Below are 11,761 nucleotides of genomic sequence, written 5' to 3' on the forward strand. Positions count from 1 at the left end.
TATGGTTTGCGCGGTGCGAACCGTGCGAGGATCAGCATCGTGCCTTACCCGGAAGCTGGCCTACAAGGTCGCCGGGATCCGTGATGCGGACACCCGCCGCTACACTCAGCTCCTATGATTGTCGCCTGCGTTCCCGGCCTAGACTCATGGAGATGGCGTTCGCCAAGCTCGAGGCGCTGTTGCGGCAGGAACCGGTCCGCATGGCTATGGCGAGGATGGCGGCGGGAGGTTCGCCGGCGTCGTCCGGTTTGTGCTGCTTGGCGAACTTACCTGACAGCCTGTTCCGCGGCAACCGCATTGCACCGCACCGCGCCGGATTTCGGTGAGCAGGCGACATCGAACCCCATTGCCGCGACGCCTTCGCGGAGGAGTTCGGGGGCATTGGGACCGGCGCGGTCTCACCTTCAGCCCGAGCTGCCGCACGTGACGCGGGCGTGCGCCGACGCCATTCTCGTGCGTGGAGCTGGAGAATGAAGAAGTCGAGGTACAGCGAGGAGCAGATCGCGTTTGCGCTGAAGCGGGCGGAGACGGGCACGCCAGTCGCGAAGGTCATCCGCCAGGCAGGCATCTCGGAGCAGACCTTCTACCAATGGAAGAAGGTGCATGGCGGCCTGGGTGGCGACGCGAGCTCGTCGCGCACGCCAGGCGTCGGCGAAAGTCGCCATCCGAGGCGTGCCTCGAGAGGCTCCAGTCTCCGTAGGCGCCCCGCCGCCCGCTGAGTTCGACAGAGGTCTGTTTCGAAGCGAAGTTCACCACCGACAACGCCTTGTTGAGCCACGAGACGCTCTCGTAAGCGATGTCCATGAGGAGGAGTGCGTCCGCGTAGCCGGAGATCCCTATCCCGATCTTGCGCGTCCGCGTCATCACTGCCGCTGCCGTCCGAGTGCAAACGCTTGTGCGCCGAATGCCGTCTGAAGGGGCTGGCCAAGAACACGCCGGAACGGCTCCGGATCGAACAACTCTATAAGCGGTTGACGGAGCACCGGACGAAACCGGCTAGCTAGGCAGCAACGAGCAGCCGCCTCTCGGGGCCTGTGCGCGCGGCGCGATGTCCGGATATGGGATCGGATCCAAGGGCGCGGCCTGATCAGCGTTGCTTCTTGGCTGTGGTCGCGCTGAAATCGGGATCCATGTTCGCGACCCAATCGACGAATTTGCGTACGTTGGGGTTGGCTGCCGCCGCTTGCTCGAGCCTCGCCGCCTTTAAACGGCTTTCCACCATCTGCGGACCAGTTGACTGTCCTATCTTCCTGACGTTTCGCTCATCACGCTTCGACCCTTACCGCGTATTGCCGAGCTGAAAGCCGACAGCCTAGACACGGCCACATAGCTCGAATTCCAAACCTGAATGAGTGTTTAATTCCGGGAAGCGGATCAGCAGCGCGAACGTCCGGGAATGGGTCGAGCCACCGCAAAGCTACCGGCTCACAAGCGCAACGCATCGGGACGCGTCCATCAGCCGGAGACAGTGGTCGGTTTTCCATCTTCGTTCAGCGCGACGTAGCGGAAGACGCCTTCCGTCACCTTGTGCGGCGCATCGCTCGTTCGAGCCCGCGCCCACACCTCGATGGCGACCGCAATGGACGTGTCGCCCTCCTGGTCCAGGCGGCAGAACACGCTGACGTCATCGCCAACCGACACCGGCTTGAGGAACTCGACCGCCTCCACTCGTACCGTCACCACCCGCCTGCCCGAATGGACCGCGGCGAAGGTGCCGCCGGCCAGGTCCATCTGCGACAAGGTCCAGCCGCCGAAGATGTCGCCGCTAGCATTGGCGTCGCGAGGTAGTGCCACGGTGCGGAGGTGCGCACCGCCAGCCGGTTGCGGAAAGTCGTCGCTCATGTTCGGTGCTCCTGATGCGGTAAGTGTCGGGTCACGCTTCGCCGAGCGCGCGGCGGACCTGCTGCTCCTCGAGATCGAGCTCCGCGCCGAGCGCGCGGTGGGCGTCGGCTTCGATCTGGTCGGTCTGCTCGACTAGCCTCTCGCGCGCCGCCTCGATCGCCACCAGACGGAGACGCTGCTGCGCTACGAGCTGCCCGGTCTTGGTCTCGACGTCCTGGCCCTCGATGCTCGCCCGCTCGGCGCGGACCTTGTACTCCTCGACGAGTTCGGCTGCCGCGTCACCGTGCTCTGACGCGTCGTCGTCGAGATGCTCCTGCACCGCATCGAGCGAGGCCGTGGCGAGCTCCGCGCGCGCTTGCGCGGTGTCGGACTCGGGGAGTGCGGCCTCATCCTCCTCAAGCCCGAGTCGGCGGATCAACCAACCCAGCGTCGTGCCTTGCACCACCAGCGTCGCGAGGATCGCGCAGAAGGCCAGGAACACGATGAGATCGCGCCCCGGGAAGCGGAGCGGCAGCGCCAGTGCGGTGGCAAGGCTCACCACGCCGCGCATTCCTGCCCAGGAGAGCACGGTTGGGTAGGTCCACGGCGGCATCGGATCGCGTTCCCGGAGGCTAGGCGACAAGGCGCGCGGCAGCCATACGGCCGGGAAGGTCCAGGCGAAGCGGCTGACGATCAGCGTGGCCGAGACCGCCAGGGCGATCAGCGCGAGCCTCGCGGGGTCATCGCCTTCGAGCCGCCCGACGATGCCACGCAGTTGTAGCCCGATGAGCATGAACACGAGCGCGGTAAGCAGGAACTCGATGAAGCTCCAGACGGTGGCCAGACCGAGCCGGCTCTCGCCGGTGAACTCGGCATGCTGCTTTCGGCCGAGCACCAGGCCGCACGCCACTGCCGCCAACACGCCCGAGGCGTGGACCTGCTCGGCGAGGATGTAGGCGAGAAAGCCGGCGAGCAGGCTGACGGTGATATCGAGCAGCGTGTCCTCAAGCAGCGCGAAGATCCACATCGCGACGCGCCCCACGAGCCAACCCGCGAAGGCGCCGCCGAGCGAGGCGCCGAAGAATTGGAGCACGCCCTGGCCGAAGCTGAAGGTGCCGGCGAGCGTGGCGGCGACGGCGCACCGGTAGAGCACCAGCGAGGATGCGTCGTTGATGAGGCTCTCGCCCTCGAGCACCGTCACGATGCGTTTGGGCAACCGGACCTGCTTCAGCACTGCGGCCGCCGCTACCGCATCGGGAGGCGCCACGATCGCGCCGAGTGTGATCGCCGCCCACCATGGCAGGCTGGGCACCAGCAGCCTGGCGACAATCGCGACTGCGGCGGCGGTGAAGAACACGGCTCCGAGCGCCAGCAGCAGGATCGGCCGCAGGTTGAAGCGGAACGCCGGCCAGTCGGTGCGGTAGGCGCTGGCTTGGAGCAGCGGCGGCAGGAAGAGCACCAGCGCCAGCTCGGGATCGAGTTCGACGGTGCCGATGCCCGGCACGAACGCCAGCGCGATCCCGCCGAGCACCAGGGCCACGGCCAAGGGGATACGCAGCCGTTCAGCGGCGTAGGCCAGCGCCACCGAAGCGGCGATCAGGATGAGAAGCAGCTCAAACGTGTGCACGGCCCGACCTTTGCGATGGAGCGAGCCGATGACGGCGTATGTAGGTCGAACCCGCCCAGGAGCAGCTCCGTTCCGCCGAACGCGCCTTCCGCTTGCCTCGTCGACAACCTGCTAGCTCCAGGCTGAAGGAGCCGTATGCCTCCTCAGGCTCGTACTCAATTCTACCATGCTCATCCAAGTTGCGACCCAAGCCAGCCCATGCCGCTCACCTTGCTCCTAGATCGTTGTTCCGGCAGCCCCAGCCACTGGATTAACCGCTGGCGGCTGAAAACCTTTTCTATTGTGTAGAGCAAGGAGGCATCGTCATGCATGTGGGGCACGGTGGGGCATTGGAGCTTGAGTAAACCCTATATTCCGCTGTTCTCACAAACGCCTAGGCACCGTAATCCGACAGTTGCCGGGCCCGCCAATGTCACTGTCACGGCGCTGGAGAACGTCGCTTCCGATGTGGAGCGGTGCGCCGGCCGGCTGCTGAGGTGCCGCAGTCGTATCGACGAGGGCGCGGTGGCGCCGACATATGGTTGGCGTCGCTCATCGGGCGCTGCATTTGAGCTGACCGAGCCTGCTTGGGGGCTGGGCTTGACCCGCCTTCGCGCCAGCTCGGTCTTGTCGCGGACTAGGAGACGCTCGTGACGCCGCTGGATCGTGCTGCCGCCGCCCTCATCGTCCACAAGGACGATCCGCTCAATGCCGAGCCCGCGCCGTGCGAGCTGATCGCGGAATATTTGACGCCGCAGCGGCTGTTCTACGTACGCTCGCATGGCCAAGTGCCCACGCTCGGCGAGGATCACGCCTTCGTCCTCGACGGGCTGGTGGCCGAGCCCGCGCGCTGGACGCGGGCGGAGCTCGCGGCCCGCTTTCCCGTGCGCACCGTCACCGCCGTGCTGCAATGCGCGGGCAACCGGCGTGCGCACCTGCGGGAGGTGGCGGAGACCAGCGGCGATCCGTGGGACGTGGGCGCGATCGGCAACGGCGCGTGGACGGGCGTGAGCCTAATCGACCTGCTGCGTGCGGTCGGGCTCGACGAGGCGCGCTGTCGCTTCGTGCGCTTCACCGGCGCCGACGAGGTCGAGGTGGAGGGCGAGACGGCACCGTTCGGCATCTCGCTGCCGATGGGCAAGGCGTGCGATCCGGACGTGCTGATCGCCTGGGCGCTGAACGGCGAGCCGCTGGCGCCGGAGCATGGCGCGCCGCTCCGGCTCGTGACGCCCGGCTATGCCGGCGTGCGTAGCGCCAAGTGGCTGACGCGGATCGAGGCGACGGATGAGCCGTCGCAGGCCCCGGTCCAGCAGAGGGATTACAAGCTCTTCCCGCCGGACGAGAGCGGCGCGAAGCCGGACTGGTCTGCCGGACTGACGATCGAGGAAATGCCGGTCAACGCCGCGATCTGCTCGCCTGCCGATGGCGGCAGGGTGGCGCCGGGCACGGTCCGCGTCGCGGGCTACGCCACCGCTTACGCGCGCGGCGTGGCGTGGGTGGAACTGTCCGCCGACGGCGGTCTCACGTGGCGACAGGCGGTGATCGAGCGCTGCCCCGACGCGCGCTGGGGCTGGGTGCGCTGGTCCGCCGATATCGAGCTGCCGCCAGGCACGCACCGCCTCGCCGTGCGTGCCGTAGACGGTGCCGGGCAGCGTCAGCCCGCTGATCCCGCGCAGGTGTGGAACTATGCCGGCTATCTCTCGTCGGCGTGGCATCGCATCGCCGTGCGGGCGGAGTAACCGTTCGACCGCGTCGCGGACCCTGCGCGGTTGCGTATGAACCGGAAGCTTGGCCAAGCGTCTCGACGCGATAACGAGGAGAGCGGCGATGCGGCTTGCGGACAAGGTTGCGATCATCACGGGCGCCGACAGCGGCATCGGGCAGGCCACCGCCGCCGCTTGCGCCGAGGCCGGCGCGGATGTGGCCATCACCTACCAGACCGATGAGGACGGCGCCCGCGAGACCGCCGCGCGCATCGAGGCGGCGGGCCGGCGTGTCGTCGTCTGCCGGACCGACATCACCGATGCCGGCTCGATCGAGGCGCTGTTCGCCGCCACCCGCGATGGGCTCGGCGTGCCGGACGTGTTCGTCGCCAACGCCGGGCGCGGCATGAGCGGCATGGCCGTCGCCGAGATGGAGGAGGCGCGCGCGATGGAGATCCTGCGCACCGACCTCGTCGGGCCTTTGCTGTGCGCCCGCGCCTTCGTCCAGGCCCGCAAGGCGGCGGGCGGCGGCGGGCGGCTGGTGTTCATCGGATCCGTGGCGGGCCACCTTCCGACGCCCGAAAGCGCGCCCTACGGCATGGCCAAGGCCGGCGTGAACTCGCTGGTGCGCAGCCTCTCGCGCGAGGTGGCGGCCGATCGCATCAACGTCAACGCGGTGGCACCCGGCCTGATCGCGACGCCGATGACGCAGAAGCGGCTCGACGACCCCGACGCGCGGAAGGCGGCGATGAAGAACATCCCCTGGGGCCGCCCCGGGGCGCCGGAGGAAATCGCCGGTTTGGCGCTGTTCCTGGCTTCTGACGCGGCCGACTACGTCACCGGCCAGACCTTCGTGATGGACGGCGGCCTGACGATGAATTGGGGCGGCGCTTAAGCGCCGACGACGCGCCGATCTCGCCGCAGGCATCGCCGCCGCGGACCTCGCGCCGGCGCGGTCCTGAAGGAGCGGTTCGGCGAGACGACGTGATCCTCGTGCGGCGAGATGGCGAGGTCTGCTACGCCCGCTTCGACTTAGCCAGCGGCGTGGCGATTGCCCCCGCCTTCAATCCGCTCGCCGTTTGCGGTGTCGCGGAGCATGAGGGCCGGGTGCGTCACCGGGCGCCGGGAGCGCGCCATCGGGCTTCCGCCCACCCGCTCGCCGGGCCGGATGGTGATCGTCGTCGGCGGCGCGGCCTGCCATGCCTGCGCCGAGCTGCTGGTGAGCCACGGGCGTGGCGCGGCGGTGACGGCGGCCAGCGACGATCCCGCCCCGCCTTATGACCGCACCTGCTGCAAACAGTATCTGATCGGCATGGTGAAGCACGACGAGACGACGCTTGCCCGACCGGACTTCTACGATCAGCGGGGCGGGCCTGTCCCGACGACGACGAGGTCGGCGGCGATCTCGTCGCCGTCGTCGAGGCGGACGCCCTTCTCCTTGTGCAAACCCCGGATCACGACGCTGATCTCGGTGCCGAGCAGCCTGCCCAGCGGCACCTCGTCGGGCGCCACCACGACCACCTCCTCGGCCGCCGCATCCGCGTCGAGCACTGGGTGACGGCGGAGCGCCACGGCCAGCACGTCGCGCGCGTGCTGATTGGGCTCGTCGACGCTACCAGGAGACGCCGTTCTTCTGGAGCGCGCACTTCGACACCGGCCTGCGCTACCTCGGCCAAGCCGGTCCAGGCACCGCGCCCGAGATCGAGGGATCGACTGACGATCGCCGCTTCGTCGCCCGCTCCGGAAGCGACGATGCGACCGCGACGTGCAACCGGCACAGGACGCGCTGGCGATCGGCCGCGAGTTCGACTGGACGGTCCATGCTCCAGCGCCTCTCGTGTGACGAGACGCCGGCAGGCCTCGCCCGCCGGCTGCGCGTCGCAGCGCCCGACGAGCGCAAGGCTGGGCGCACAACGGCCATATCGGCGACGCGCGTGCGACGACATCGGGAGGCGCGGGGTGAGCCCGGTATCGGCCAGCAGGGGCGCGACCGCCTGAACGGCGACAGCAGGCTGATCGGCCTCGGCATCCACGCCGGCACTGTCGTGGCGGCGACCGGCCGGGCGGCGACATGGATTGGTTGAACGTCTTCTTGAGGCCGCAACTATACGTAACGCCAGACGCGCCGGAGAGAATCGTGAACGTGGTGAGATCGGTGCCGGTGCGGGTCAGCCATCGGCGAGACGGTGTCGACGGCCATAATGATCGACGCGAGCGGGTCGAGAATGGTGTCGATGCCTCGGCGAACAGGCAAAACGGCGCGGCGTAGAACCTCATCCGCCGGGTGAGCAGACGCCGTGCCCGCGGCAAGCGCGTCACGCCGCCTCTGCGGGCTTCGCCCGGCGAAGCAGGATCGGCATCGTCGCCCCCTGTACGAAGATCGAGAAGGCGACGACGGCAAAGGCGACGCTGACCAGTGCGTCGTGCTCGGGTAGCGCCACGGGCGCTGCCAGCGCCAGCGCCAGCGCCAGCGCGCCGCGCAGCCCACCCCAGAACAGGATATGGCGGGTCAGCCCGTCGATCGCGCCGCGGCTGCGCGTGAACAGTCCGGCGATCGGATAGATCGCAGCGGCGCGCCCGGCGAGCACCAGCAGCGTTGCCACCGCCGCAGGCCAGAGGAAGGTGAGCAGCGGCTGCTCGGCCTCGCGGCTGCCGATCAGTAGGAAGACCATCGAGTTCGCCAGGAAAGCCGCGAAATCCCAGAAGCGGATCAGCGCCTCGCCGCCGCGCTCCGTCAGCGAACGCGCGGGCCCGAAATTCCCGACCAGCATCCCGGCGGCGAGCGTGGCGAGCACGCCCGAGACGCCGAGCTCCTCCGCCAGCAGGAAGGACCCGTAGGCGGCAAGCACCGTCAGCGTCAGTTCGACAAGATGATCGTCCGAGCGGCCCGCGACGAGCAGCAGGCCGCCCGCCACGACGGCTCCGCAGAGCACCCCACCCGCAACCGTCGTCGCGAAGGCTTGGCCAATCGTTCCCGCGTCCGTCGGAGCGCCGGCGATCGCTGCGGCGACGAGGCCGAACAGCACCGCTGCCGCGCCGTCGTTCAGCAGGCTCTCCGCCTCCATTATGAAGCGCAGCCGCGGCTCCGCGTCCTGCTCCTTCATCATCGACACGACCGCGACGGGATCGGTGGCGGCGATCAGCGATCCGAACAGCAGCGACGCCTGCCATCCCCAGCTCACGGCCCAATGCATCCCGGCCGCGACCACGCCCGCGGACAGCAGCGTGCCGACGAAGGCGAGGCTCAGCACCAGCGACGCCTCCTCGCGGAACCGCTGCCACCTCAGGTGCAGCGCGGCCTCGAAGACCAGCGGCGGGAGCAAGACCGTGAAGATCAGCTCCGGCGTGAGCACGATCCGGCTGCGATAACCCACGAAGCTGAGCGCGATCCCGGCCGCGACCAGTCCGATCGTGTAGGGCCAGCCAATCCGGCGGGTGACGATCGCGACGAGGCAGGCCACGAACAATAGCAGTCCGAGTTCGACGATGTTGACGTGATTCATCCAAGGCCCCGCGAAACGCTTCCCGCCGACCGGAGCCGGCCGACACCTCATCATCGCCGAACCGCCCGCGGCACCCGATGGATGCGGCAAGCTCCACGATCGCGCCGGCCCCGACAATCCCCGCGATTGCCTCGCCATCGATAGTGGCTTCGCCCGTCTCGGAAACGTCCAGTCGAAGGCGATGCGGGGACGGACGCCTCATCGCCTGTCCGGCACGATTTCCGGGGACCATCGCGGCGCTTGGGGCGGGCGGCAGGTGGCGAGATCCCGGAACGGAGCGACGATGGATGGCCGCGGTCGGCCCGGGCTGCCGCTTCGCCAGATCGTCGTGGCGCGCGAGTAAGTCGGCGATCAGGGTGCGGCCATCGCCCCCAATGTCTCGCTAGCGGGGGCGCGTCATGGTGGAGGCAAGCGCGAGCGGCGGCATCGCCGAGCCTTAGCCGAGCGCCGCCGCCGCTGCCACGTTCCGTCTCAGCCGACCTGCATTGCCAGCGCGCCGTCGCCCTCGTCGACGCTGACGCGCGCACCGTCCGGCACTCCGCCCTGAAGGATCATCTCGGCGAGAGGGTCCTGGAGGTGGCGCTGCACCGCGCGCTTGAGCGGCCGCGCGCCGTACACGGGATCGTAGCCGACGCGGCCCAGCCACGCCCGCGCGCCGTCGGTGAGCGACAGCGCGATCTTGCGGTCGCGCAGCAGCTTGGCGATCCGCGCCACCTGGATGTCGACGATCGGCGCCATGTGCGCGGCCGCCAGCCTGTGGAACAGGATGATGTCGTCGAGCCTATTCAGGAACTCCGGCCGGAAGTGGCCGCGCACCACCTCCATCACCTGCGGCTCCACCGAGGCGGTGTCCGCCTCGTCGCTGAGGTTCGCGAGATACTGCGAGCCGAGGTTCGACGTCAGGATGATGAGCGTGTTGGTGAAGTCCACCGTGCGACCCTGACCGTCAGTCAAACGACCGTCGTCGAGCACTTGGAGGAGGATGTTGAACACGTCGCCGTGCGCCTTTTCCACCTCGTCGAACAGGATCACCTGATAGGGGCGGCGGCGCACCGCCTCGGTGAGCACGCCGCCCTCCTCGTAGCCGACATAGCCCGGCGGCGCGCCGATCAGGCGCGAGACGGCGTGCTTCTCCATGAACTCGCTCATGTCGATCCGCACCATCGCGGCGTCGTCGTCGAACAGGAAGCCGGCGAGCGCGCGGGCAAGCTCGGTCTTGCCGACGCCGGTCGGCCCCAGGAACAGGAAGGAGCCGAGCGGACGGTTGGGATCCTGTAGGCCGGCGCGGGCGCGGCGGACGGCGCGGGACACCGCTTGCACCGCCGCCTGCTGCCCGATCACGCGCGCGCCGATTGCCTGCTCCATCTGGAGCAGCTTCTCGCGCTCGCCTTCCAGCATCCGGTCGACGGGTATGCCCGTCCAGCGGCTGACGACGCCGGCGATGTCCTCGCCCGTCACCTCCTCGCGCAGCATCGCGTCCTCGGTCGCGGCCTCGACCTCGGCGATCTGGCGTTCGAGGCCGGGGATGACGCCATAGCTAAGCTCGCCCGCGCGCCCGAGGTCGCCCTGGCGCTGTGCCTGATCGAGCGCGACGCGCGCCTCGTCGAGCTGCGCCTTCAGCCTTGCCTCGCCGGCGATCTTGTCCTTCTCGCCCTGCCAGCGCGTGGTGAGCGCGTCCGATTCTGCCTCCAGCCGCGCGAGATCGCCGTCGAGCGTGGCGAGGCGATCCTGCGAGGCGCGATCGGTCTCGCGCTTCAGCGCCTCGCGCTCGATCTTGAGCTGGATGATGCGGCGGTCGAGCGCCTCGATCTCCTCGGGCTTGCTCTCCACCTCCATGCGCAGGCGGGAAGCGGCCTCGTCCATCAGGTCGATCGCCTTGTCGGGCAGGAAGCGATCGGTGATGTAGCGGTTGCCGAGCGTCGCCGCCGCCACGATCGCGCCATCGGTGATGCGCACGCCGTGGTGGAGCTCGTACTTCTCCTTGAGCCCGCGCAGGATCGAGATGGTGTCCTCGACGGTAGGCTCGCCGACGAACACCGGCTGGAAGCGGCGCTGGAGCGCGGCGTCCTTCTCCACATACTTGCGATACTCATCGAGCGTGGTGGCGCCGATGCAGTGCAGCTCGCCGCGCGCGAGCGCGGGCTTCAACAGGTTGCCGGCGTCCATCGCGCCTTCGGATTTGCCGGCGCCGATCAGCGTGTGCATCTCGTCGATGAACAGCACGACCTCGCCGTCCGCGCCCTTCACCTCGTCGAGCACGCCCTTCAGCCGCTCCTCGAACTCGCCGCGATATTTCGCGCCCGCGATCAGGCTGCCCATATCGAGCGCCATCAGCCGGCGGTCCTTCAGCGTATCGGGTACGTCGCCGTTGACGATGCGCAGCGCGAGCCCCTCCGCGATGGCGGTCTTGCCCACGCCCGGTTCGCCGATCAGCACGGGATTGTTCTTGGTGCGCCGCGCGAGGATCTGGACGGTGCGGCGGATCTCCTCGTCGCGGCCGATCACCGGATCGAGCTTGCCCGCACGCGCCGCCTCGGTGAGATCGCGTGCGAACTTCTTGAGCGCGTCGTAGCGATCCTCCGCGCCGGCGGTGTCGGCGCTGCGGCCGCCGCGCAGCTGGTTGATCGCGGTGTTGAGCGCGTCCGCCTTCACGCCGGCCTCCGCCAGCGCCTTGCCGGCGGCCGTGGTGGTGGCGAGCGTGCAGGCGAGCAGCAGCCGCTCGACGGTGACGAAGCTGTCGCCGGCGGTCTTGGCGATCTGCTCGGCCTGGTCGAGCAGGCGCACCGCGTCGTTGTCGAGCCCGGGCGGCGTGTTGGCGCCTCCGCCCGATACTCTGGGCAACCGAGCGATCGCGGCATCCACGCTGCGGGTCGCGACGTCGGCCGAACCGCCGGCGCGCGCGATCAGGCCTGATGCCATGCCCTCCTTATCCTCCAGCAGTGCCTTGAGGATATGCTCGGGCGCGATGCGCTGGTTGTCGTTGCGGATCGCCACCGTCTGGGCGGACTGGAGGAAGCCCTTCGCGCGATCGGTGAAGAGGTCGAGGTTCATAGCGTCCCCTGTGATCTGGTCCGACCGAATATGGTGTTGCTCAAATGACACACAAGGTGCGCGAGCTTGCACGCGTT

At 68.7% G+C, this 11,761-nt stretch carries 9 protein-coding genes and 1 pseudogene; 4 read left to right on the plus strand and 6 right to left on the minus strand.

The genetic code is table 11. From position 1 onward, the window contains the following. Positions 1-470 precede the first annotated feature (470 nt). Entirely contained in the window at positions 471-719 is a 249-nt protein-coding gene (locus ACOFKX_RS12115) for a transposase (protein ID WP_419827221.1), read from the plus strand. Positions 720-723: 4 nt separating this feature from the next. Here ACOFKX_RS12115 and ACOFKX_RS12120 read toward each other — a convergent pair. From ACOFKX_RS12120 to ACOFKX_RS12130, 3 genes and pseudogenes are all read right to left on the minus strand, one after another. Continuing rightward, positions 724-864, minus strand: a pseudogene (locus tag ACOFKX_RS12120) (hypothetical protein); the annotation flags it as partial. Positions 865-1,455: 591 nt separating this feature from the next. Next, positions 1,456-1,842 (minus strand): acyl-CoA thioesterase, encoded by a 387-nt coding sequence (locus ACOFKX_RS12125; protein WP_419827222.1) that lies wholly within the window; start codon positions 1,840-1,842, stop codon positions 1,456-1,458. 31 nt (positions 1,843-1,873) lie between these two features. Beyond that, on the minus strand, positions 1,874-3,448 hold the full coding sequence (locus ACOFKX_RS12130) for a Na+/H+ antiporter (RefSeq protein ID WP_419827223.1): 1,575 nt from the start codon (positions 3,446-3,448) through the stop codon (positions 1,874-1,876). 629 nt (positions 3,449-4,077) lie between these two features. Here ACOFKX_RS12130 and ACOFKX_RS12135 point away from each other — a divergent pair. Continuing rightward, positions 4,078-5,166: a molybdopterin-dependent oxidoreductase gene (locus ACOFKX_RS12135; protein ID WP_419827224.1), complete on the plus strand. Its 1,089-nt coding sequence runs from the start codon at positions 4,078-4,080 to the stop codon at positions 5,164-5,166. Between the two features lie 88 nt (positions 5,167-5,254). Continuing rightward, positions 5,255-6,025, plus strand: coding sequence for an SDR family NAD(P)-dependent oxidoreductase (locus ACOFKX_RS12140; RefSeq protein ID WP_419827225.1), 771 nt, complete (start codon positions 5,255-5,257; stop codon positions 6,023-6,025). A gap of 464 nt (positions 6,026-6,489) precedes the next feature. Here the strand turns inward: ACOFKX_RS12140 and ACOFKX_RS12145 are convergent, their stop codons facing one another. Beyond that, positions 6,490-6,711, minus strand: a complete 222-nt coding sequence (locus tag ACOFKX_RS12145) for a hypothetical protein (protein ID WP_419827226.1) — start codon at positions 6,709-6,711, stop codon at positions 6,490-6,492. A gap of 239 nt (positions 6,712-6,950) precedes the next feature. On the opposite strand from ACOFKX_RS12145, the gene ACOFKX_RS12150 reads away from it, so the two are divergent. Further along, positions 6,951-7,214 (plus strand): hypothetical protein, encoded by a 264-nt coding sequence (locus ACOFKX_RS12150; protein WP_419827227.1) that lies wholly within the window; start codon positions 6,951-6,953, stop codon positions 7,212-7,214. Positions 7,215-7,445: 231 nt separating this feature from the next. Here ACOFKX_RS12150 and ACOFKX_RS12155 read toward each other — a convergent pair whose 3' ends face one another. After that, the gene (locus ACOFKX_RS12155; RefSeq protein WP_419827228.1) at positions 7,446-8,633 is read right to left on the minus strand and encodes a cation:proton antiporter; all 1,188 of its coding nucleotides are present in this window, start codon (positions 8,631-8,633) and stop codon (positions 7,446-7,448) included. A gap of 471 nt (positions 8,634-9,104) precedes the next feature. Next, positions 9,105-11,684, minus strand: coding sequence for an ATP-dependent chaperone ClpB (gene clpB, locus ACOFKX_RS12160; protein WP_419827229.1), 2,580 nt, complete (start codon positions 11,682-11,684; stop codon positions 9,105-9,107). Positions 11,685-11,761: the final 77 nt, after the last annotated feature.

The organism is Sphingomonas sp. (assembly GCF_965200105.1).
In the GTDB taxonomy this organism is placed as follows: Bacteria; Pseudomonadota; Alphaproteobacteria; order Sphingomonadales; family Sphingomonadaceae; genus Solisphingomonas.